Genomic DNA, 21,469 nt, shown 5'->3' with positions numbered 1-21,469 from the left:
GTGATCGTGTCCCTGCCGAGAAACGCCGTCCTCGGCGGCTCCCTCGCCGTCGTCGCCGCGCTCGCGCTCAGCGCCTGCGGCGCCGCCCCCGACAACGCGTCCACCACGACCAAGGACGGCAAGAACGCCGCCACCGCCACCTCCGCGGCCGACTTCGGCGGCATGGACGCCCTGGTCAAGGCGGCCAAGAAGGAAGGCACGCTGCACATCATCGCGGTGCCTCGCGACTGGGCCAACTACGGCGCGATCATCGACGGCTTCCAGAAGAAGTACGGCATCAAGATCCAGGACGAGAGCCCCGACGGCACCAGCCAGGACGAGATCAACGCCGTCACCACCCGCAAGGGCCAGGACCGCGCCCCCGACGTCCTCGACCTCGGCTCCTCCTTCGCGCTGAGCGCCGCCCAGCAGGGCCTGCTCGCGCCCTACAAGGTCGCCTCCTACGCCGACGTCCCCGAGGCCCAGAAGGACCCGCAGGCCCGCTGGTTCAACGACTACGGCGGCTATGTCTCCATCGGCTGCGACGCCAAGCGCGTGAAGACCTGCCCGACCAGCTTCAAGGACCTCCTCAAGCCCGAGTACAAGGGCCAGGTCGCCCTCAACGGCAACCCCACCAAGTCCGGCTCGGCCTTCGGCGGCGTCTACGCGGCGGCCCTGGCGAACGGCGGCTCCTTCGACAACATCCAGCCCGGCCTGGACTTCTTCGCCAAGCTGAAGAAGAACGGCAACTACACGCCGGTCGAGTCCACCCCGGCCACCGTCGAGAAGGGCGAGACGCCGATCTCGATCGACTGGGACTACCTGAACGCCGGTTACGCCGACGAGTTCAAGTCCAAGGGCCTCGACTGGAAGGTCGTCATCCCGAGCGACGGCCAGTACGCCCAGTACTACTCCCAGGCCATCACCAAGGACGCCCCGCACCCTGCGGCCGCCCGCCTGTGGCAGGAGTACCTGTACAGCACCGAGGGCCAGAACCTGTGGCTCAAGGGCTACGCCCGTCCGGCCCTGATGGCCGCCATGGACAAGGCCGGCACCCTCGACAAGACGGCCGCCGCCAAGCTCCCGAAGGTCACCGGCACGCCCTCCTTCCCGACCGAGACCCAGCAGAGCAAGGCCAAGACGGTCATCGCCCAGGGCTGGGGGAAGGCCGTCTCCGGATGACCGCCGCTCTCCCGCGCGCGGACGTGGCGCCCGTCGCTTCGGCGAAGCGGCGGCGCCGCGCCCCCGGTTGGCTCGCAGTGGTGCCGCTGCTGGCGTTCACGGCCGTCGCCTTCGGCCTGCCCGCGCTGGCCATCGTCAACGGCGCCTTCTCGGTCGACGACGCCACCACGGGCGCCACCACCTACACCGGCGCCAACATGACGGCCTCGCTGCAGGGCCCGTACCTCACCGCCCTGCTCGGCAGCGTCAAGCTGTCCGCGATCTCCGCCGCGCTCGGCGCCCTGCTCGGGCTGCCGCTCGCCCAGGCCGTGGTCAGCTCCCGCTCCCGCTGGCTGCGCGAGGCCGTGCTGACCGCCTCCGGCGTGCTCGCCAACTTCGGCGGTGTCCCGCTGGCCTTCGCGTTCGTCGCCACCCTCGGCAACGCGGGCGTGCTCACGGTGCACCTGGGCCTGAACGGCACCGGCTGGGACCTCTACAGCTTCTGGGGCCTGATCCTGGTCTACCTGTACTTCCTCATCCCGCTCATGGTCCTCACCATCACCCCGGCGCTGGACGGCCTGCGCTCCCAGTGGCGCGAGGCCGCGCTGAACAACGGTGCCACCGGGGCCCAGTACTGGCGGCACGTGGCCCTGCCCGTGCTCGCACCCTCACTGCTCGGCGGCCTGGTGCTGCTGTTCGGCAGCGCCTTCGCCGCCTACGCCACCGCCGCCGCCATGGTCGGCAGCGCGGTCCCGCTGGTCACCCTGCAGATCGCCGACGCCCTGTCCGGCAACGTGCTGGTCGGCCAGGAGAACGTCGCCCTCGCCCTCAGCCTCGACATGGTGCTGGTGGCGGGCCTGGTGATGGCCGTGTACCTGCCCCTTCAGCGACGGAGTGCCCGATGGCTCGACGCCTGACCCTCTGGCGGTGGGTCGTCCTCGGCCTCGCCGCCCTGTACTTCCTGGTGCCGCTCGCCGCCTCCGCGATCTTCACGGTGGACGTCCCCGGCCAGGGTCTCACCTTCGACGCCTACACCAAGATCCTCTCCGCCGACGGCTTCCTCTCCAGCCTGCTGCTCTCGCTGGAGCTGGCCGTGGCCACCATCGCGGTCGTGCTGCTGCTGATGGTGCCCGCGGTGGTCGCCCTGAGGCTCGGCTCGCCCCGGCTGCGGCCGGTGGTGGAGGTGGTGTGCTCGCTGCCGCTGGTGGTGCCGCCCATCGCCTTCGTCGCCGGGATCGCCACCGTGCTCAAGTGGGGCCCGGAGCATTTGTCCCGCACCCCGCTGTTCGAGACGTTCGTGGTGATCCAGAACGACAGCTTCCCCGTCGTGCTGGTCCTCGCCTACGTCGTGATGGCCCTGCCGTTCGTCTACCGGGCCCTGGACGCCGGCCTGCGCGCCATCGACGTTCGGACCCTCGTCGAGGCGGCCCGCAGCTGCGGCGCCTCCTGGCCCAAGGCCCTCGTCCAGGCGGTCCTGCCCAATCTGCGCGGGGCCCTGCTGAACGCCTCCTTCCTCACCCTGGCCCTGGTCCTCGGCGAGTTCACGGTCTCCCATCTGCTCGGCTACACCCCGTTCGCCGTGTGGATCTACAACGTCGGCGGAGAGCAGGCCCAGATGTCCGTCGCCGTGTCCGTGCTCAGCCTGCTCGTCACCTGGGCCCTGCTCCTCGCGCTCGCCGGTGCCGGCGGCGGACGCAACCGAACCGCCAACTCCCGGGGATGACACACACCATGACCGCCACCACGCTTGAGAAGGCCGTCGCCGAAAGGGCCGCCACCGTTGAATTCCGGTCGCTGCGACGCGAGTTCGGGGCCACCGTCGCCCTCGACGGGCTCGACCTGACCGTCCGCCCGGGGGAGTTCCTGGCCCTGCTCGGCCCCTCCGGCTGCGGCAAGACCACCGCGCTGCGCATGCTCGCCGGGTTCGAACACCCCGACTCCGGCGCCGTGCTGGTGGACGGCGAGGACGTCACGCACGTCCCGGCCCACCGCCGCGACGCCGGCATGGTCTTCCAGTCGTACAGCCTCTTCCCGCATCTGAGCGCCCTCGACAACGTCGCCTTCGGGCTGCGCATGCGCGGCGTCCGCACGGCCGAACGCCGCGCCCGCGCCGCCGAGTTGCTGGAACTGGTCGGCCTCGCCGACAAGGGCGAGCGCTATCCGCACCAGCTCTCCGGCGGCCAGCAGCAGCGCATCGCGCTGGCCCGCGCCCTGGCCCTGCGCCCGCGCGTGCTGCTCCTCGACGAGCCGCTGTCCGCGCTGGACGCCAAGGTGCGGCTCACCCTGCGCGAGGAGATCCGACGGCTCCAGCAGGAGCTGGGCATCACCACCCTGTTCGTGACGCACGACCAGGAAGAGGCGCTCTCGGTCGCCGACCGGGTCGCCGTCATGCGTGCCGGCCGCCTCGAACAGTGCGCCGAACCCGCCGAGCTGTACGGCCGCCCCGCCACCGCCTTCGTCGCCGAGTTCGTCGGCACCATGAGCCGGATCCCGGGCGAGCTGAAGGACGGCACGGTCGAGGTGCTCGGTCAGCGGCTGCCCGCCGACGGCGAGGTGCCCGGCGGTGCGGTGGACGTGCTGGTGCGGCCCGAGGCCGTACAGGTGCGCCCGGACGAGCAGGGCACCGCCCGGATCGTCGCCACCGCCTTCCTCGGCGCGGTCGTCCGGGTGACCGTACGGCTCGCCGACGGCACCGAGGTCAAGGCCGACCTGCCCGCCCACGAGGCCGGCGGGCTCGGCGCCGGAACCGCCGTCGGCGTGTCGCTGCCCGAGCGGCCGGTGCTCGTGGCCGAACGTATCCAGAAGTGAGGAATTCCCCGAACGTGACCCCCCACACCCATCAACACCCGCTGCAGGCCGTTCTGTTCGACATGGACGGCACGCTCGTCGACACCGAGCGGCTGTGGTGGGAGGCGGTCGAGCAGGTCGCCGGGCGCCAGCTGACCGAGGCCGACCAGCCCGACGTGCTCGGCCGTCCGGTCGAGCACACCGCCGCCTGGCTCGGTACGGCGACGGGCCGGCCGGAGGCGGACCTCGCGGCCGAGCTGCACCGCGAGTTCGCCGACCGCGTCCGCACCGGGATCGTGCCCCGGCCCGGCGCGCTGGACCTGCTGGACGCGCTGGCCGCCGCCGGCGTCCCCGCCGCCCTGGTGACCGCGTCCCCGCGCGCGGTCGCCGACGTCGTCCTCGACGCGCTCGGCGCCGACCGGTTCGCGGCCTCCGTCACCGCCGACGACACCACCCGCACCAAGCCGGCCCCCGACCCCTACCGGGCCGCCTGCCGTGCCCTCGGCGTCGAACCCGCCGCCTGTGTGGCCGTGGAGGACACCGAGACCGGCGTCACCTCCGCCGAGGCCGCCGGGTGCGCCGTCCTCGCCGTACCGTCCCTGGCGCCGATCGGCACGGCGGCCGGCCGCACCGTCCGGGAGAGCCTCGCCGGGGTCACGGTCCACGAGCTGCGACGCATGGTCGCGCCCGAACTCCGGGTCATGAGCTGGAACCTGTGGCTCGGCGGCAGCGAGGTCGACGATCACCGGGCCAAGCAGCTCAAGGTCGTTCTGGACAGCGGCGCCGACGTCGTCGGACTCCAGGAGACGGGCGGAACCGCGGCCCAGGAGCTGGCCGAGGCGCTCGGCTGGCACCACCACCGGGCCGGCGAGAACCTCGGCATCATCAGCCGCCACCCCATCACCGCCCGCTTCGGCGACCCGGAGGTCGGCTTCTACGGCGCCGCGGGCGTCCGGATCGCCGTGGCACCGGGCCGCGAGGTCGACGTGTGGACCGCGCATCTGCACTACACGCCGTACGGCCCCTACGAGTCCGTCTTCGACGGGCTGCCGGCGGCGGAGCTGATCGACCACGAGGAGCTGCGGCTGACCCAGATGCGGGACGCACTGGCCCGTATCGCCGACTTCTCGCGCGACGGCGTCCCGGTCGTGCTCGTCGGCGACTTCAACTGTCCCTCGCACCTGGACTGGCCGGACGTGGCCTGGCCGGTGACGAGGGCCGCCGAGGACGCGGGCTTCGCCGACTCCTACCGCGAGGCCCACCCGGACCCCGTCGCCGAGCCCGGCCACACCTGGTCGCCGATCCATCCCGTGCATGAGGACGGCAGCGGACGGCCCGAGCCGCAGGACCGGATCGACTACGTCCTGCACCGCGGCCTGACCGTCAGGGACGCGCGGACCCTCGTCACCGGCAGCCCGCGCCCCTGGCCGGACGTCGCGGACAACGACTGGCCCTCCGACCACGCGGCGGTCGTCACGACCTTCGCCTTGACCAGGATGTGACCGAGGGTTACCGCACGTCACATTGCGGTCCGGGGTGAGCCTCCCGTAGCTTGTGCCGCACTTCTACTGACTGGTAACCCCGGCAGGTACTCCATGCGCTGGCCCCTCGGCCGTCCCACCACCGTCCGCACGCGGATCGTGGCGCTCGCGCTCGCCCCGGCCGTCGCGCTGATGGCGCTGTGGAGCTTCGCGATGGTGTCCGTCACCGCCGAACTGCGCGCGCTGATCCGGCTCCAGGGGGTGTACGAGGACTTCGGCACCCCCGTGGACACCGCCGTCGGGCAGATCCAGATCGAGCGCCGGATGTCCGCCGCCTACCTGGGCGCCCGCCTCGACACGGCGACGGCCGGTCAGCTGCTCGAACAGCAGCGCCGTACCGACCGGGCCGTGGACGCCATGCGGCAGGCGATCCGGGGCGGCGACCGCGGCCGGCTCACGGCCCGGCAGCGGCAGGCGCTGGACGCCATGGTCACGGCCACCGCCACACTGGACGGGCTGCGCTCGCAGGTGCTGTCCCGGCACATCACCTGGGACCGGGCCGTGGACCAGTACAGCGCGCTGGTCGAGCCCGGCTTCGACGTGCAGTCCACGCTCACCGCCCTCCAGGCCGGACAGCTCGCCCGAGAGGCGCAGGTCGTGAGCGAGCTCGTGCGGGTACGGGAGTTCGTCTCCCGGGAGGACGCGCTGGTCGCCGGGGCGCGGGCGGCCGGCACGCTGACCGACCGGCAGTACGACACGCTGACCGCGACCATCGAGGACCGGCGGGTGTTCCAGCGAACGTATGTGCCGGACCTGCCCGCCGACTCGCGTGCGCTGTTCGAGGACTTCCAGCGCGGGAACCTGTACGGCTCGCTGGCGCGCGGCGAGGACGCGCTGCTGCGGGCCGGGGCCGCGGGCGCCGGGAGGGCCGTCGCGGCGGACACCTGGCGGTCCACCACCGACCGGGCCGTGCAGCGGTACATGCAACTGTGCACGCGGTCCGCCGAGAACTCCGCGGCACGCGGCCGGGCCTTCGCCTACCGGGAGCTGACCAAGTCGGCCGTCGTCGGCGTGGTGGGCCTGGCGGCCGTGGGGCTGTCGCTGTGGTTCGCGGTGCGCGGTGCGCGGCGCATCTCGCGGCGCCTGGAGATCCTGCGGGACGCTGCCGATGTCCTGACCCAGCGTCAACTGCCCGATGTCATGCGGAGGCTGAGCGCCGGCGAGGAGGTCGATGCGGTGGCGGAGGCGCCGCCGCTGGCCGCCGACGAGGTGCGCGACGACGAGATCGGGCAGGTCGGCCGGTCCTTCAACACCGCGCGGCTCGCCGCCGTCGAAGCCGCCGTCAAGCAGGCGACCCTGCGCCGCGGCCTGTTCGCGGTGCTGCTCAACATCGCCCGCCGCAACCAGGCGCTGGTGCACCGCCAGTTGAAGCTCGTCGACACCCTGGAACGGCGCACCGACGACCCCGACGTCCTGCGCGAGCTGTTCCGCATCGACCATCTGACCACCCGCATGCGCCGGCACGCGGAGAGTTTGATCATCCTCTCCGGCGCCACGCCCGGCCGCCGTTGGCGCCGGCCCGTGCCGGTCGCGGACGTCGTCGCCTCGGCCGTCGGTGAGATCGAGGACTACGCGCGCGTGGTGGTCCCGCCGATGCCGGAGGTGGGCGTGGCGGCGGACGCGGTGGCCGACGTCGTCCATCTCGTCGCCGAACTCCTGGAGAACGCCACGGCGTTCTCACCCCCGCACACCCAGGTCACCCTGCGCACCGGGCGCGTCGGCAGCGGGTTCGTGCTGGAGATCGACGACCGCGGCCTCGGCCTCGACGCCGAGGCGCGCACCCACGCCCACGCCACCCTCACCGACCCCGACACCTTCGACCCCACCCGCCACGACCGCCTCGGCCTCTACGTCGTCGGCCGCCTCGCCACCCGCCACGGCATCGAGGTGAGCCTCACGGACTCGCCGTACGGCGGTACGACGGCGGTGGTCCTGCTGCCGCAGGGGGTGCTGGCGGAGCCGGAGCCACCCGAGCAAGGGACGGCTGTACCTGAGCTGCCGTCCAGGAAGCGGCCGGCAAAGTCCGGGCCGGGTGAGCCGCAGCGCGCGCCCGCCGGTGACCTGCCCGGACGGAACCGGCTCGCGTCCGTGCCCGCGCCGGGTACGGGGGCCGTGTCCGGGTCCGCGGTGGCGGAGGGGCCGTCGTCCCGGGCCGTCCCTGATCCGGGGCCGGTGCGCGAGCTGCCGTCGGACGCCCCGACGACTGTGGCCGGCGCCGGTTCGGGGGCCGGTTCCGCGCCGTCTTCGGCGGAGCGGCCGACGGCCTCGGCCGGCACCGGCCCCGAGGCCGTGTCCGAGGCGCCGGTCACCCCGCCCGCCCTGCCCAGCCGGACCCGGCAGGCCTCCCTCGTCCGGGAGCTGCGGGACGAACCGCCGTCGCGCGACACCGGACCCGGACGTGAGATCGACGCCGAGGAGATGCGCGCGATCTTCGGCGCCTTCCAGCGCGGCCTCGACCGCGGCCGCAAGGGCCTCCCGGCCACCGACGCCACTGCCCGAGGATCCGCTGCCAGGAATCCGGCGGAAGCGCCGCTCCCAAGGGGCGCGGGGAACGGTGCGACCCGCCCCCACGCAACCGCACCCGAACACACCGCCGCACCTGACCAGGCACACGCACCCGCCCACGCCCACAACGCCGCCACCGACGCCGACCCTCTGACCAGCCACGCCGACGAAGGGACCGACACCGATCATGAACGGTGACGACCAGACCCCGGAGCCGCACGACCCGCACGCCGGAGCGCCCGGCACGGACCTGGGCTGGCTGCTGGACGATCTCGTGGCGCGCACCGAGCACGTCCGCCAGGCCGTGCTGCTGACCGCCGACGGCCTCCCGCTCAGCAGCTCGGACGGGATGCGCCGGCGCGACATCGAGCACCTGGCCGCCGTCTGCTCCGGCTTCCACGGCCTGGCCCGCTCGGCGGGGGAGCGGTTCGCCGCGGGCGAGGTGCGGCAGACCATGGTGATGCTCGACGACGCCTACCTCTTCATCACCCCGGCCGGCCACGGCAGCCGGCTCGCCGTCCTCAGCGAGGCCGGCACCGACGTCGGTCAGCTCGCCCACGAGATGGCCCTGCTCGTCCGCCGCCTCGGCCGCCACCTGGACGCGGCCGCCCGCACCCCCAGATGATCCCGCGGTGAGCGACGAGCACTGGTACGAGGACGAGACCGGGTCGATGGTGCGCCCCTACACGGTGACGCGCGGCCGCACCCGGCCCACGGGCGCGCAGGCCATCGACCTGATGTCCCGGGTCACCGCGCTGGACGCCGATGCGCCGGGACCGGCCGTCGACCACGCCCGTGCCGCCCTGCTCGACCTCATCCGGCGCGGCCCGCGACCCGTGGTGGAGCTGGCCGCGGACGCCGACCTGCCCCTGACCGTCCTCCGGGTGCTGCTCGGTGACCTGGCCGAGGCGGGCCTGATCCGCATCGACGAGCCCCGCCGCCACCCGGCCGGCGACCCGGCCACCGACCCGGGGCTGCTGCGGGACATCGTGCGACGGCTGCGGGAGATCTAGCCGATTGTCACAGCCGCGTACGGGAGCGGTGTCGACCGGAACGCGTCAATCGCGCCAGGTGTCTCACGGGGCAGCACGTCACCCGCACCGCCGAACCCGTACCGCTGAAGGGGAACCAATGCGCGTCCAGAAGCTCTCGCTGCTCGCCGTCGCCGCCGTAGCAGGCCTGTCACTCACCGCCTGCCAGGGCGGTGCCAAGGGCTCCTCCGACCCGAGCGACTCCGCCTCGCCGAGCTCCGCCTCGCAGGTTTCCGGTTCCCAGGGCTCCGGCTCCCAGGCCTCGGACGGCACCGGCGCGTCCAGCGGCACCGGCACCCCCACCGCGTCCCGGACGGGCAGCGCCATGACGTCCGCCTGCACCACGTCCCAGCTCGCGTTCAGCACCTCCGGCGGCATGGCCGAGGGCACCCTCGTCGTCAACCTGAAGAACACCGGTTCCACCGCCTGCATCCTCAAGGGCTTCCCCGGCGCCGATCTCAAGAGCAAGGACGGCACGGTCAGCGCCCGGCGCAGCAAGCTCGCCGCCCCGCTGGTCAGCGTCAAGCCGGGCGAGGACACCCGCTTCACCCTGCACTACCCGCCGAACACCTCCGGCGGCAGCGGCGAGACCTTCACCAGCCTCGTCGTGACCCCGCCGAACGAGACGCACTCCCGCACGCTGCCCGTCAGCATCAACGTGCCGGTCTCGGACGGCAGCGGCTCCGCCGTCACCGTCGACCCCGTCGGCACCGGCAAGTAGCCGCACCCAGGACGGGAACCGCACCCGGGGCGCGCAACGAATCGCCGTCCGACCCGCTCTCCACGCAATGAACCGCGCACGGGCGCGCAACGGCTCCTTCTTGTCCGGTCGAGCACGCCGACCGTACCTTCTTCGTGGCCCCCCAAAATCCCCGTCCGGTGAGGTTCACGCATGCGCACCGCCCTGCTTCAGAGCTCCGGCCGCCCCGGCTCGATCGCCGAGAACCTCAAGGTCCTCGACGAGGCCGCGGGCCGTGCCGCCGCCGCGGGCGCCGCGCTGCTCGCCGCACCGGAGATGTTCCTGACCGGGTACGCGATCGGTGACGACATCGCCCGCCTCGCCGAGCCCGCCGACGGCGACAGCGCGGACGCGATCGCCGAGCTGGCCCACCGGCACGGCCTGGCGATCGTCTACGGCTACCCGGAGCGCGACGGCGAGACCGTCCACAACTCCGCCCAGCTGATCTCGGCGGACGGTACCCGGCTCGCGAACTACCGCAAGACCCACCTCTTCGGCTGCTTCGAACGCGATCACTTCACGCCGGGCGAGCAGCCGGTCGTCCAGGCCGAGCTGAACGGCCTCACCGTCGGCCTGATGATCTGCTACGACGTCGAGTTCCCGGAGAACGTCCGCGCCCACGCCCTGGCCGGCACCGACCTTCTCGTCGTCCCGACCGCGCAGATGCACCCCTTCCAGTTCGTCGCCGAGTCCCTGGTGCCGGTGCGCGCCTGGGAGAGCCAGATGTACGTCGCGTACGTCAACCGGGTCGGGCAGGAAGGGGAGTTCGAGTTCGTCGGCCTCTCCGTCCTCGCCGGTCCCGACGGTGTCGCCCGCACCCGGGCCGGCCGCACCGAGCAGCTGGTGTTCGCCGACGCCGACCCCGACTTCCTGGCCGCCTCCCGCGAGGCCAACCCGTACCTGCAGGACCGCCGCCCCGGTCTGTACGGGTCCCTCAGCTGAGCCGCCGCAAAAGCCTCCCCCCTGTTTCACCTCGTGCAAGGAGTCCGTACCCCATGACGTCCATGGTGCCCAACGCCGTCGAGCACACCGACGAGCAGCAGCTGCCGATCACCATGTTCGGCCCGGACTTCCCCTACGCCTACGACGACTTCCTCGCCCACCCTGCGGGCCTCGGTCAGATACCCGCGACCGAGCACGGCACCGAGGTCGCGATCATCGGTGGCGGTCTGTCCGGCATCGTGGCGGCGTACGAGCTGATGAAGATGGGCCTCAAGCCCGTCGTCTACGAGGCCGACCAGATCGGCGGCCGGCTGCGCACGGTCGGCTTCGAGGGCTGCGACGAGTCGCTGACCGCCGAGATGGGCGCCATGCGCTTCCCGCCGTCCTCCACCGCCCTCCAGCACTACATCGACATGGTGGGTCTGGAGACCAGGCCCTTCCCGAACCCGCTGGCCGAGGCCACCCCCTCGACCGTCGTGGACCTCAAGGGCGAGTCGCACTACGCCGAGACCATCGACGACCTGCCCCAGGTCTACCGGGACGTCGCCGACGCCTGGAACAAGTGCCTCGACGAGGGCGCCGACTTCTCCGACATGAACCGCGCCATGCGCGAGCGGGACGTCCCGCGCATCCGCGAGATCTGGGCGAAGCTCGTCGAGAAGCTCGACAACCAGACCTTCTACGGCTTCCTCTGCGAGTCCGAGGCCTTCAAGTCCTTCCGGCACCGCGAGATCTTCGGCCAGGTCGGCTTCGGCACCGGCGGCTGGGACACCGACTTCCCGAACTCCATCCTGGAGATCCTGCGCGTCGTCTACACCGAGGCCGACGACCACCACCGCGGCATCGTCGGCGGCTCCCAGCAGCTGCCGCTGCGCCTGTGGGAGCGCGAGCCGGAGAAGATCGTCCACTGGCCGTACGGCACCTCGCTGAAGTCCCTGCACGTGGACGGCGAGCCGCGCCCGGCCGTGACCCGGCTGCACCGCACCGCGGGCAACCAGATCACCGTGACGGACGCGAACGGCGACATCCGCACCTACAAGGCGGCGATCTTCACCGCCCAGTCCTGGATGCTGCTGTCCAAGATCGCCTGCGACGACTCGCTGTTCCCGATCGACCACTGGACGGCGATCGAGCGCACCCACTACATGGAGAGCTCCAAGCTGTTCGTCCCCGTCGACCGGCCGTTCTGGCTGGACAAGGACGAGGAGACCGGCCGGGACGTCATGTCGATGACGCTGACCGACCGCATGACCCGCGGCACCTACCTCCTCGACAACGGCCCGGACCAGCCCGCCGTCATCTGCCTCTCCTACACCTGGTGCGACGACAGCCTGAAGTGGCTGCCGCTGTCCGCGAACGAGCGGATGGAGGTCATGCTGAAGTCGCTCGGCGAGATCTACCCGAAGGTCGACATCCGCAAGCACATCATCGGCAACCCGGTGACGGTCTCCTGGGAGAACGAGCCCTACTTCATGGGCGCGTTCAAGGCCAACCTGCCGGGCCACTACCGCTACCAGCGGCGCCTGTTCACCCACTTCATGCAGGACCGGCTGCCCGAGGACAAGCGGGGCATCTTCCTCGCCGGCGACGACATCTCCTGGACGGCCGGCTGGGCCGAGGGCGCGATCCAGACCGCGCTGAACGCGGTCTGGGGCGTCATGCACCACTTCGGCGGCGAGACCGACCCGGCCAACCCCGGCCCGGGTGACGTGTACGACGAGATCGCCCCTGTGGAGCTGCCCGAGGACTGACCAGGAAACGAGCAAGGACCAAGGCGCGGGCGGCCGGCCTCAGATTCCGGCCGCCCGCGCCTTTTCAAACACCTCCGCGGCGACGTCCGTCAGCTCCCGCGCGTCCCGCGCGGTGCCCTGGAGGTCGATCAGGATCTCGTCCAGTCCGATGCCGGCGTACTCCACGAGGTCGGCCACGATCTGGTCGACATCGCCCTGGAAGGGTTGGCGGTCCGCCCCGTCGTACGGCTTCGCCTGGTGGCTGGTGTTCACCCGCAGCACGGTCCGGATGGGCCTCGTACGGCCCCGCTCCTCGGCCAGCTCCCGCAACCGCCGCCACTGTGCGCCGACTCCCTCCGCGCTGAACCCCGCGGGCAGCCAGCCGTCGGCATGGTCGACGAGCCTGCGGAAGGCCCGCTCGTTGCTCGCCGCCAGCATCACCGGGATCGGCCGGACGGGCTTGGGCCCGACCACGGCCGAGGCGATCCTCGTCAACCGGCCTTCGTACACGACCGGATCCGGACCCCACACCGCCCGGCACACCGCGATGATCTCGTCCAGGGCCGCGCCCCGCTCCGCGAACGGCCGGACGGCCGAGGCCGCGTACTCGTCCAGGGACCAGCCGGTGCCGAGACCCGCGATGACGCGGCCCCCGCTCGCCGCGTCCAGCGAGGCCAGGGCCTTGGCGAGCTGGAACGGCACGTGCAGCGGTGCCACCAGCACGCTGGAGCCCAGCTCCGCCCGCTCGGTGGCCGCCGCGGCCAGGGTCAGGGTGACCAGCGGGTCCGCCACGTTCCGGTACTGGTCGGGCCAGGGCATGCCCTCCACGCCGTACAGACCCTGGGTGGCGGGCTCGGGGAACAGCGCCCGCTCGAAGACCCACAGGCTGTCGTAGCCGATCCGCTCGGCGGCGCGTGCCACCGCGGGCACGTCCGTGCCGATCGCGTACTGCCGCATCTGGGGAAGACTCAGACCGAGGCGGGTCGCCATACCGCTGCTCCTCTGTGATCGGATCGGATACTCGTCGGCAACGTACGGCGATCACCAGGGTGTTCCGAGCGCGGCTCGCGCAGGGGCGGAATCCGGCCAGGTTCAGTCGGCGAGCGGCGTCAGCAGCATCCGCCCCGCGAACCCCACCGCCGCATCCAGCCGTTCGGCGAACTCCTCGGCCATGCCGGCGCAGTGGCGCAGCGTCCACAGGGTCCGTGCCGCAACCCAGGCCGCGTCCCGGGCCCGCTCCAGGCTCCAGGAGCCCAGCAGATGGGTGAGCGGGTCGGCGAGCTGCAGCAGATCGGGGCCCGGCATCAGATCCTCGCGGATGCGCTCCTCCAGCGACCCGAGGAGCTCGCCCACGCGGTCGAACTCGTCCTCCAGGTCCGGCGGTTCGCAGCCGAGGGTACGACAGGCGTCCACCACGGCGAGCGCCAGGTCGCGCCCGATGTGCGCGTTGACGCCCGCCAGCGCGAACTGCAGCGGCCGTACTCCGGGATGGCGGCGGAGCTGGAACAACGGACGCCAGCAGGCGGGCGGCCGGCGGCCGGCGGCCGCCGCGTCGACCGCCACCAGATAGCGCTCGGCGAACCGCACGTCCAGCGCGATCGCCGCCCGTGGGTCCGGGAACTCCCCTGCGTCCAGGCGCCGGTCGATCTCCTCGGTGACGGTGAGGTAGACGCGGTTGAACACGGCGACACCGTCCCGTTCGGGCAGGAGCGCGCCGAGAGCGCGCATCCGGGAGACGACCGCGTCGACGGGAGTGGTGAGGTGTTCCAGCTGCGCCATGGGGGAAGGGTCCCAGCCCTGGGCCGAGGGGCGGGCCGACCGGCCGGAGACATCGCCGGAACGGGGGAACGGACCGCCGCACTGCGGGACGCGAGGGGGGAGTGGCACCGTGTCAGGCTTACGTGCCTGGCGCCTGGCCGAGCGCCGTGCCGCGCGCAGGCGTGCCGTACGGCACCGTGTGATGGTCGCGGTGGCCTCTGTGGTGACCCTGGCCGGCTCCGTCACCGGTGTGATGGAGGCGCGCGGCTCCGGCGTCCACGGCTCAGACCAGGCCCGCACCGGGGCGACCCGCGCGCCGACCGCGGCTCCCGCGCCGCGGACACCTTCTCCTCTGCCGTCTCCCCCGCCTTCGTCGAGTACGACAGTCGCCCGGACGCCGACGTCGGCCCCGGAGAGCATGACACCCACCCCGACCAGGAGAAAGCAGCCGGCCACCACCGTGTCACCGCTCCTCTACCGCCACCCCGACTCCCAGGTGCTCGACTGGGTCCGTACGCACACAGACGATCCGCGCACCGCCCTCATCGCCGCCCGGACCGCCGACCAGCCGGCCGCGGTGTGGTTCACCGACCCGGACGCGGAGACCCTCGCCGCGCGGGTGCGCGCGGTCACCGCGGGCGCGGCAGCAAAGGGCCGGGTCCCGGTGCTCGTGCCGTACCCGATCCCGGACCGGGCCTGCGGCGGCGCCTCCCGTGGCGGTGCGCCGGACCCGGCGGCCTACGACGCCTGGATCGACGCCTTTGCCCGGGGGCTGGGCGCGGGCGAGGTGATCGTCGTCCTGGAGCCGGACTCGATCGCCCAGGCGGACTGCCTGCCGGACGCCGACCGCGCCGCCCGGTTCGCCTCCCTGGCCCGCGCCGGCCGGGTCCTGAAGGCGGCGGACCCGACGGCACGCGTCTACTACGACGCCGGCCACTCCGGCTGGAACCCACCGGTCCGGCAGGCCGCGTTGCTGAAGCAGGCGGGAGCGGCCGAGGCCGACGGCGTCTTCAGCAACGTCTCCAACTTCCGCACCACCGCCGACGAGATCGCCTACGACCGTCAGGTCCTGGACGCGCTCGGCGGCCCGGCGAGCCTCGGCGCCGTGATCGACACCAGCCGCAACGGCAACGGCGCCCCGCCGGACGGCCGGTGGTGCGACCCGCCCGGCCGGAAGATCGGCCGGGCGCCGACCCTGGACACCGGCAAGGCCCGGATCGACGCCTGCCTGTGGGTCAAGCCACCGGGGGAGTCCGATGGCTGCCGGGGCGCCGCCGGGACGTTCACGCCGTCGTACGCCTACGACTTGGCGCGCGGAGCCCCCTCCCCTGCGGCCTCCGCGTCGTAGGCGGAGGTGCCCTCGTCCAGCAGCGGTCCCTGCTGCTTCAGATGGGCCGGGGCGAAGGCGCGCAGCGCGTGGTAGCCGGTGATGACGACCAGGGTGCCGAGGGCGATGCCGCTGAGCGAGAAGTTGCTGGTGAACTTCAGGCTGACATTGCCGACGCCGATGATGATGCCCGCGGCGGCCGGCACCAGGTTCAGCGGGTTGCGCAGATCGACCTTGGCGTGCAGCCAGATCTGGGCGCCGAGCAGGCCGATCATGCCGTAGAGGATCACGGTGATGCCGCCGAGGACCCCGCCCGGAACCGCGGCCACGACCGCGCCGAACTTCGGGCAGATGCCGAAGAGCAGCGCGAAACCGGCCGCGGCCCAGTAGGCGGCGGTGGAGTAGACACGGGTCGCCGCCATCACGCCGATGTTCTCGGAGTAGGTGGTGTTCGGCGGGCCGCCCACCGCGGTGGACAGCATGGATCCGACGCCGTCCGCCGAGATCGCCGTACCGAGCTTGTCGTCGAGCGGGTCGCCGGTCATCTCGCCGACCGCCTTGACGTGGCCCGCGTTCTCCGCGACGAGGGCGATGACGACCGGCAGGGCGACCAGGATCGCCGACCACTGGAAGGTCGGTCCATGGAAGTGCGGCAGGCCGATCCAGTCGGCCTTGGAGACGCCGGAGAGGTCGAGCCGCCAGTGGTCGGTGACCTTGCCGCCGGCGCTCATGGAGTGGATCTTGCCGAAGATCCGGTCGAAGGCCCAGGAGATGCCGTAGCCGAAGACGAGACCGAGGAAGATCGCGATACGCGACCAGAAGCCCCGCAAGCAGACCACGGCCAGCCCGGTGAACAGCATGACCAGCAGGGCCGTCCACTGGTCCTGCGGCCAGTAGGTGGAGGCGGTCACCGGGGCGAGGTTGAAGCCGATCAGCATGACGACCGCGCCGGTGACGATCGGCGGCATGGCCGCGTGGATGATCCGCGCCCCGAAGCGCTGCACCGCGAGTCCCACCAGGAACAGCGCCACGCCGACGACGAACACCGCGCCGGTCACCGTGGCGCTCGTGCCGCCCTGGGCGCGGATGACGGCGGCCACGCCCACGAACGAAAGGGAGCAGCCCAGATAGCTCGGCACCCGGCCGCGGGTGGCGAGCAGGAAGATCGTGGTCGCCACGCCCGACATCATGATGGCCAGGTTCGGGTCGAGGCCCATCAGAACGGGCGCCACGAAGGACGCGCCGAACATCGCGACCACGTGCTGGGCGCCCAGGCCCACCGTGCGCGGCCAGGAGAGCCGCTCGTCGGGGCGTACCACCGCTCCGGGCGCTGGGGTGCGCCCGTCACCGTGCAGCTTCCAGCGCACGCCGAGGTCCATGGTGCAGTTTCGCTTTCCTACGTACGTGAAGACGGTCCGAACCATTGTCACGGGTAACGAGCGGTTCTACGCTCGCACGGTCCTACTCATGAACTCAGTTCATATATCTGATCCACGCTGATCGCTGACAGATCGGAGTGCTCGATGAGCGGAAGATCCCGTGCGGCTGTGCTGCTGGCCGCGATGGTGACGTTCGGGGCCGCGCTCGTCCCGTCCGCGCACGCCGCGCACGCCGCGCACGCCGCGTACGCGCCCTCCGCGCCGAAGGCCCCGAGGACCGCCGTCCTCGACGGCGCCCGACTCCGGCAGACCCGCGCCCGCCTCGGTCATGACCCCCGGCTCCAGCGCGCACTGCGGGACCTGACCACCCGCGCCGACACCTGGCTGGACCAGGGCCCCTGGACGGTCGTCGACAAGCCGAGGCCCGCACCCGGCGGTGACGTCCACGAGTACCTGAGCCAGGCCCCCTACTGGTGGCCCACGACCACCCCCACCGTCGGCAACCCCTGGGGCTGCCCGTACGTCCAGCGCGACGGGCAGCGCAATCCGGAGGTCGACAGCGGAACGGACCGGCAGGACGCCGAGAAGGTCTTCGACTCGACGTACGACCTCGCGCTCGCCTGGTACTACACCGGCAGGCGGGCCTACGCCGAGAAGGTCGGGCAGATCCTGCGCACCTGGTTCCTGGACCCGGCCACCCGGATGAACCCCGACCTGGACCACGCCCAGTTCATCCCGTGCAAGTACGACGGCCGGGCCATCGGCATCATCGACTTCTCCCAGTCGTACACCAGCGTCCTCGACGCCCAGGCCGTCCTGGCCGCAGGTGCCCCCGGCTGGAGCGCCGAGGACCGCACCGCGATGGGCAAGTGGAACGCCGACTTCCTGAACTGGCTGAAGAACAGCGACTTCGGCAAGCAGGAGGGCGCGGCCGCCAACAACCACGGCACCTTCTACGACATGCAGCTCGCCGCCCTCGCCTACGCCACCGGCGACACCGAGCTGGCCCGGCGGACCGTGCTCGACGCGCGCGCCAAGCGGATCGACCCGCAGATCGCGGCCGACGGCGGCCAGCCCCAGGAACTCGCCCGCACCCGCAGCTGGCACTACTCCACCTTCGACCTGGTCGCCTACACCCGGCTCGCGGCCATCGGCAGGCATGTGGGCGTGAACCTGTGGGCGTACCAGGGCCCGGACGGGCAGAGCCTGTTCAAGGCGGTCGGCTATCTGCTGCCGGCCGCGACCGGCGCCGCCGCGTGGTCACATCCGGAGCTGGAGTTCCACCGGTACGCGGCCACGGACGTCGTGCACGCGGCGGCCGACGCGGGCGATCCGGCGGCCGAGGCGGCCGTGGCCCGGCTGGAGGCGCCGCCCGGCGGGGACCTGTGGGCGCTGCGGCCCGCCGCCGAGCAGCTGGACTCCATCGCGGGCTGACGGGCACTCGGCGAGGGGTCCTGAGCGGTCGCTTAGTATGTAACCGTCTCACCAGCTATGTTCAGGAGCCCCTCCCGTGACCGCCGAAGCCCCGATCGCGCCCATCGTCTCCCACGGCCGGCTGATCCCCGTCACCGTGCACTTCGACGACCTCGACGCGCTCGGCCTCCTGCACAACGCCCGCTACCCGCTGCTGGTCGAGCGCGCCTGGACCGAGCTGTGGAACGGGCACGGCGTGCGCTTCGACGGCGACTGGCACGCGGCCGGCGACGCCTGCAACGCGGTCCGCGAACTGCGCATCAGCTACGAGGCACCCGTGACCAGCCCCGGCACCTACGCCGTCCACCTCTGGCTGGACCGGCTCGGCACCACCGGTCTGACCTACGGCTTCCGCTTCTGCTCGGCCGACGGGACCCGGACCTACGCCCAGGGCACCCGAGTGCTGGTCCGGCTCGACGCCGCGACCCTGCGCCCGGCGCCCTGGACCGACGCCTTCAGGGCCGTGGGTCGGGAACTGCTGCGGCCGGCCGGCTGACCTCGGTCCGGCCGCCGCGCTCGGCGCTGCGCAGGACGCCCGCGAACACCGCGAGCCCGCACGCCAGCGCCGTCACCACGCAGAACGACACCACCAGGCTGGTCGCCTGGGCCACCCCGCCGATCAGGCTCGGCGCGATCAGCCCCGAGGTGTAGGTGATCGTCGCCACGCCCGCGATGGCCTGGCTGGGATGGGGCCCGGCGTGCCCGGCCGCCGCGAAGCACAGTGGTACGACCACCGCGATACCCAGTCCCATCAGCGCGAACCCGCCCATCGCCACCGCCGGACACCCGGCGAACACGATCAGCAGACCGCCCAGCACGGCCAGGACGCCGCCGGCCCGGACGGTGCGGACCGCGCCGAACCGGTTCACCACCGCGTCCCCGGCGATCCGGGCCACCGCCATCGTCAGCATGAAGCCGGTCGTACAGGCCGCCGCGACGCCGGCCGAGCTGTCCAGCCGGTCCCGCAGGAACACCGCCGACCAGTCAAGGCTCGCGCCCTCCGCGAACACCGCGCAGAAGCCGACCGTGCCGATCAGCAGCGCCGAGCGCGGCGGCAGCGCGAACCTCGGCGGCGGCTCCTCGTCCTCGGCGGGCTGCAGATCCAGCACCCAGGTGCAGACCACCAGGCCGAGCACGGTCAGCACGGCCGCGGCGAGCGAGAAGTGCAGCCGGGCGTCCGAGCCGAGGTGCGCCGCGAGTGTGCCGGCCGCCGAGCCGATCAGGGCGCCCGCACTCCACATGCCGTGCAGCCCCGACATGATCGACTTGCCCAGCAGCCGCTCGATCTCGACGCCGAGGGCGTTCATCGCCACGTCGGCCATGCCCGCGCTCGCGCCGTAGGCGAACACCGCCAGGCACAGGGTGTACAGGTTCGGCGCGAGGGACGGCAGGACCAGGGAGAGCGTCCAGAGCGCCAGCAGTCCGCGCAGGGCCGTACGGCTGCCGAAGCGGTGGCTGATCCGGCCCGCCAGCGGCATCGCACAGGAGGCGCCGAACGCCGTGAAGGCCAGCGCGAACCCCAACTGGCCCGCACCGAGCGAGGCATGGTCCTGGATCCACGGCACTCGGGTGGCGAACGTCCCGGTCACGGCGCCGTGCACGGCGAACACGGCCGCCACGGCGTACCGGGCGCGCCGCACTTCGTCGCGCGCGAAGCCCACGTCACTCATGTTCCGGTCCCTCCCCACAAGTCGCCCTCGCGGCCCGCGCGTAAACTATCAGGGACCCTGCCTGATAGATAGTCGGCCTACGCCCGCCGTCGGCGCCCCTCGGTGCGTCGATCTGGAAGGATTCCCGTCATGCCCGCATCACCCAGCACCGCCCGGGCCATCAACGACCGCCTGGCCCTGCGCCTGCTGCAACAGGAAGGCCCGCTCACGGCCGGGCAGTTGAAGCAGCTGACGGGTCTGTCCCGGCCGACGGTCGCCGACCTCGTGGAACGGCTCACCGACGCCGGGCTGATCACGGTCGTCGGCGAGTCCGGCGAGCAGCGCCGGGGCCCCAACGCCCGGCTGTACGGCATCGTCGCCGACCGGGCCCACCTGGCCGCGCTCGACGTCCGCACCGGAGGGGTCTTCGTCCTGGTCTCCGACCTGGTCGGCCGGGTCCTGGCCGAGGCGTCCGTGCCGATCGGCGGCGACACCGGAACCGGTCCCGCCGTGGAGCAGGCGGTGGCCGCGGTGGAGCGGGCCGCCAAGGAGGCCGAGGCGATGGGGGCGCCCCCGCACGAGGGCGTTCGAGCGTGGGGGAGGCTGCACACCGTCGGCATCGGCGCGCCGGGCCTCGTCGACCCGGCCACCGGCGACCTGCGCGACTCGGGCAGGCTGCCCGCCTGGCACCGCAACCTGGCCGCCGCCCTGCAGGAACGGCTGCCCGGGGCCCGCGTCACCGTGGAGAACGAGACCAACCTCGCCGCCCTGGCCGAGCAGCGCGAGGGCGCCGCCCGGGACCGGGACACCTTCGTCCTGCTCTGGCTGGGGCATGGCGTCGGCGCGGCGGTCGTCCTCGACGGCACGCTGCGCCGCGGTGCCTCGGGCGGCACGGGCGAGATCGGCTTCCTGCCGGTGCCGGGCACCGACTCGCTGCCCTCGGCGCGGGACTGCGACGGAGGCTTCCACTCGCTGACGGGCGCGGCGGCGATCGGCGCCCTGGCGGCGGAGCACGGCCTGCCGGTACCGGCCACGATGGACGGACCGGGCGCGGCGGTGGTGATCCGGGAGGCGGTGGCTCAGGTGGCGGGGGAGGCGTCTCGCGCGGACGCCGAACGCCCCGCCGGTTCGGACGGTTCGGGTTCTGAACGCCCCGCCGGCCGGTTTCTGCGCGCTCTCGCCGACCGGATCGCCATCGGCGCCGCGTCCGTGGTGGCCGTGCTCGACCCCGGCTGTGTGGTACTCGGCGGAGAGGCCGGGCAGGCCGGCGGCACGGTGCTCGCGGGGCTGGTGGAGGAGCGGCTCCGCCGTATGTCACCCCTGCTCACAGAGGTACGGCCGAGCACCCTCGGCGGCATGGCGGTCCTGCGCGGCGCCCTGCTGACCGCCCGGGACCGCGCCCAGGACGAGCTGTTCGCACCACAGGACCGGAACTGACGGCACACCCGTCTCCCCCCTCTCCAGCACG

The 21,469-nt window shown here is 72.7% G+C and carries 19 protein-coding genes; 15 read left to right on the top strand and 4 right to left on the bottom strand.

Going from position 1 to position 21,469, the window contains the following annotated elements; all coding sequences use genetic code 11:
- The 11 genes from ACWCQS_RS31135 (at position 1) to ACWCQS_RS31085 (ending at position 12,436) form a co-directional block, all read left to right on the top strand.
- Positions 1-1,161: an ABC transporter substrate-binding protein gene (locus ACWCQS_RS31135; protein WP_451007545.1), complete on the top strand. Its 1,161-nt coding sequence runs from the start codon at positions 1-3 to the stop codon at positions 1,159-1,161.
- Positions 1,158-2,057 (top strand): ABC transporter permease, encoded by a 900-nt coding sequence (locus ACWCQS_RS31130; protein ID WP_388626109.1) that lies wholly within the window; start codon positions 1,158-1,160, stop codon positions 2,055-2,057. The genes ACWCQS_RS31135 and ACWCQS_RS31130 overlap by 4 nt, the downstream gene beginning before the upstream one ends.
- Positions 2,042-2,863: an ABC transporter permease gene (locus ACWCQS_RS31125; protein ID WP_451007544.1), complete on the top strand. Its 822-nt coding sequence runs from the start codon at positions 2,042-2,044 to the stop codon at positions 2,861-2,863. Before ACWCQS_RS31130 ends, ACWCQS_RS31125 begins: the two co-directional genes overlap by 16 nt.
- Before the next feature lie 8 nt (positions 2,864-2,871).
- Positions 2,872-3,948 carry an ABC transporter ATP-binding protein gene (locus ACWCQS_RS31120; protein ID WP_451007543.1) on the top strand — a complete coding sequence of 359 codons (1,077 nt, stop codon included), beginning with the start codon at positions 2,872-2,874 and terminating at the stop codon, positions 3,946-3,948.
- Between the two features lie 14 nt (positions 3,949-3,962).
- Entirely contained in the window at positions 3,963-5,429 is a 1,467-nt protein-coding gene (locus ACWCQS_RS31115; RefSeq protein ID WP_451007542.1) for an HAD-IA family hydrolase, read from the top strand.
- A gap of 93 nt (positions 5,430-5,522) precedes the next feature.
- The gene (locus tag ACWCQS_RS31110; protein WP_451007541.1) at positions 5,523-8,171 is read left to right on the top strand and encodes a nitrate- and nitrite sensing domain-containing protein; all 2,649 of its coding nucleotides are present in this window, start codon (positions 5,523-5,525) and stop codon (positions 8,169-8,171) included.
- Entirely contained in the window at positions 8,161-8,598 is a 438-nt protein-coding gene (locus tag ACWCQS_RS31105) for a roadblock/LC7 domain-containing protein (RefSeq protein ID WP_451007540.1), read from the top strand. Before ACWCQS_RS31110 ends, ACWCQS_RS31105 begins: the two co-directional genes overlap by 11 nt.
- 7 nt (positions 8,599-8,605) lie before the next feature.
- A complete protein-coding gene (locus ACWCQS_RS31100) occupies positions 8,606-8,986 on the top strand; it encodes a DUF742 domain-containing protein (protein ID WP_451007539.1) in 381 nt (126 codons plus the stop codon).
- Positions 8,987-9,104: 118 nt separating this feature from the next.
- Positions 9,105-9,725, top strand: a complete 621-nt coding sequence (locus tag ACWCQS_RS31095; RefSeq protein WP_451007538.1) for a DUF4232 domain-containing protein — start codon at positions 9,105-9,107, stop codon at positions 9,723-9,725.
- Positions 9,726-9,896: 171 nt separating this feature from the next.
- Positions 9,897-10,685 (top strand): carbon-nitrogen hydrolase family protein, encoded by a 789-nt coding sequence (locus ACWCQS_RS31090; protein ID WP_451007537.1) that lies wholly within the window; start codon positions 9,897-9,899, stop codon positions 10,683-10,685.
- 53 nt (positions 10,686-10,738) lie between these two features.
- Complete coding sequence (locus tag ACWCQS_RS31085; RefSeq protein WP_451007536.1) at positions 10,739-12,436, top strand: flavin monoamine oxidase family protein; 1,698 nt, start codon at positions 10,739-10,741, stop codon at positions 12,434-12,436.
- Positions 12,437-12,475: 39 nt separating this feature from the next.
- Here ACWCQS_RS31085 and ACWCQS_RS31080 read toward each other — a convergent pair whose 3' ends face one another.
- Positions 12,476-13,405, bottom strand: coding sequence for an LLM class F420-dependent oxidoreductase (locus tag ACWCQS_RS31080; protein ID WP_451007535.1), 930 nt, complete (start codon positions 13,403-13,405; stop codon positions 12,476-12,478).
- A gap of 102 nt (positions 13,406-13,507) precedes the next feature.
- Entirely contained in the window at positions 13,508-14,194 is a 687-nt protein-coding gene (locus tag ACWCQS_RS31075; RefSeq protein WP_451007534.1) for a DUF5995 family protein, read from the bottom strand.
- 181 nt (positions 14,195-14,375) lie between these two features.
- On the opposite strand from ACWCQS_RS31075, the gene ACWCQS_RS31070 reads away from it, so the two are divergent.
- The gene (locus tag ACWCQS_RS31070; protein ID WP_451007627.1) at positions 14,376-15,521 is read left to right on the top strand and encodes a glycoside hydrolase family 6 protein; all 1,146 of its coding nucleotides are present in this window, start codon (positions 14,376-14,378) and stop codon (positions 15,519-15,521) included.
- Here ACWCQS_RS31070 and ACWCQS_RS31065 read toward each other — a convergent pair.
- Positions 15,473-16,879 carry a uracil-xanthine permease family protein gene (locus tag ACWCQS_RS31065; RefSeq protein ID WP_451007533.1) on the bottom strand — a complete coding sequence of 469 codons (1,407 nt, stop codon included), beginning with the start codon at positions 16,877-16,879 and terminating at the stop codon, positions 15,473-15,475. The genes ACWCQS_RS31070 and ACWCQS_RS31065 overlap by 49 nt on opposite strands.
- Positions 16,880-17,023: 144 nt before the next feature.
- On the opposite strand from ACWCQS_RS31065, the gene ACWCQS_RS31060 reads away from it, so the two are divergent.
- Positions 17,024-18,313, top strand: coding sequence for an alginate lyase family protein (locus ACWCQS_RS31060; RefSeq protein ID WP_451007532.1), 1,290 nt, complete (start codon positions 17,024-17,026; stop codon positions 18,311-18,313).
- A 76-nt stretch (positions 18,314-18,389) separates the two neighbouring features.
- Positions 18,390-18,848, top strand: coding sequence for an acyl-CoA thioesterase (locus ACWCQS_RS31055; RefSeq protein ID WP_451007531.1), 459 nt, complete (start codon positions 18,390-18,392; stop codon positions 18,846-18,848).
- Here ACWCQS_RS31055 and ACWCQS_RS31050 read toward each other — a convergent pair.
- The gene (locus tag ACWCQS_RS31050; RefSeq protein ID WP_451007530.1) at positions 18,808-20,022 is read right to left on the bottom strand and encodes an MFS transporter; all 1,215 of its coding nucleotides are present in this window, start codon (positions 20,020-20,022) and stop codon (positions 18,808-18,810) included. The two genes, ACWCQS_RS31055 and ACWCQS_RS31050, sit on opposite strands and share 41 nt — an antisense overlap.
- A 129-nt stretch (positions 20,023-20,151) precedes the next feature.
- Here ACWCQS_RS31050 and ACWCQS_RS31045 point away from each other — a divergent pair, with 129 nt between their 5' ends.
- Positions 20,152-21,438: an ROK family transcriptional regulator gene (locus ACWCQS_RS31045; RefSeq protein ID WP_451007529.1), complete on the top strand. Its 1,287-nt coding sequence runs from the start codon at positions 20,152-20,154 to the stop codon at positions 21,436-21,438.
- Positions 21,439-21,469 lie beyond the last annotated feature (31 nt).

This window comes from Streptomyces sp. NPDC002076 (genome assembly GCF_053593835.1).
Note: the sequence above shows the minus strand (reverse complement) of the source record. Positions and strands in the feature narration are given on the sequence as shown.

What these genes read in the sequence shown, in the direction of transcription:
- ACWCQS_RS31130 (WP_388626109.1), top strand. Translation starts at nt 1,158, where the DNA reads ATGACCGCCGCTCTCCCGCGCGCGGACGTGGCGCCCGTCGCTTCGGCG.
- ACWCQS_RS31125 (WP_451007544.1), top strand. Translation starts at nt 2,042, where the DNA reads ATGGCTCGACGCCTGACCCTCTGGCGGTGGGTCGTCCTCGGCCTCGCC.
- ACWCQS_RS31120 (WP_451007543.1), top strand. Translation starts at nt 2,872, where the DNA reads ATGACCGCCACCACGCTTGAGAAGGCCGTCGCCGAAAGGGCCGCCACC.
- ACWCQS_RS31110 (WP_451007541.1), top strand. Translation starts at nt 5,523, where the DNA reads ATGCGCTGGCCCCTCGGCCGTCCCACCACCGTCCGCACGCGGATCGTG.
- ACWCQS_RS31105 (WP_451007540.1), top strand. Translation starts at nt 8,161, where the DNA reads ATGAACGGTGACGACCAGACCCCGGAGCCGCACGACCCGCACGCCGGA.
- ACWCQS_RS31095 (WP_451007538.1), top strand. Translation starts at nt 9,105, where the DNA reads ATGCGCGTCCAGAAGCTCTCGCTGCTCGCCGTCGCCGCCGTAGCAGGC.
- ACWCQS_RS31090 (WP_451007537.1), top strand. Translation starts at nt 9,897, where the DNA reads ATGCGCACCGCCCTGCTTCAGAGCTCCGGCCGCCCCGGCTCGATCGCC.
- ACWCQS_RS31085 (WP_451007536.1), top strand. Translation starts at nt 10,739, where the DNA reads ATGACGTCCATGGTGCCCAACGCCGTCGAGCACACCGACGAGCAGCAG.
- ACWCQS_RS31080 (WP_451007535.1), bottom strand. Translation starts at nt 13,405, where the DNA reads ATGGCGACCCGCCTCGGTCTGAGTCTTCCCCAGATGCGGCAGTACGCG.
- ACWCQS_RS31075 (WP_451007534.1), bottom strand. Translation starts at nt 14,194, where the DNA reads ATGGCGCAGCTGGAACACCTCACCACTCCCGTCGACGCGGTCGTCTCC.
- ACWCQS_RS31070 (WP_451007627.1), top strand. Translation starts at nt 14,376, where the DNA reads ATGGTCGCGGTGGCCTCTGTGGTGACCCTGGCCGGCTCCGTCACCGGT.
- ACWCQS_RS31065 (WP_451007533.1), bottom strand. Translation starts at nt 16,879, where the DNA reads ATGGACCTCGGCGTGCGCTGGAAGCTGCACGGTGACGGGCGCACCCCA.
- ACWCQS_RS31060 (WP_451007532.1), top strand. Translation starts at nt 17,024, where the DNA reads ATGAGCGGAAGATCCCGTGCGGCTGTGCTGCTGGCCGCGATGGTGACG.
- ACWCQS_RS31050 (WP_451007530.1), bottom strand. Translation starts at nt 20,022, where the DNA reads ATGAGTGACGTGGGCTTCGCGCGCGACGAAGTGCGGCGCGCCCGGTAC.
- ACWCQS_RS31045 (WP_451007529.1), top strand. Translation starts at nt 20,152, where the DNA reads ATGCCCGCATCACCCAGCACCGCCCGGGCCATCAACGACCGCCTGGCC.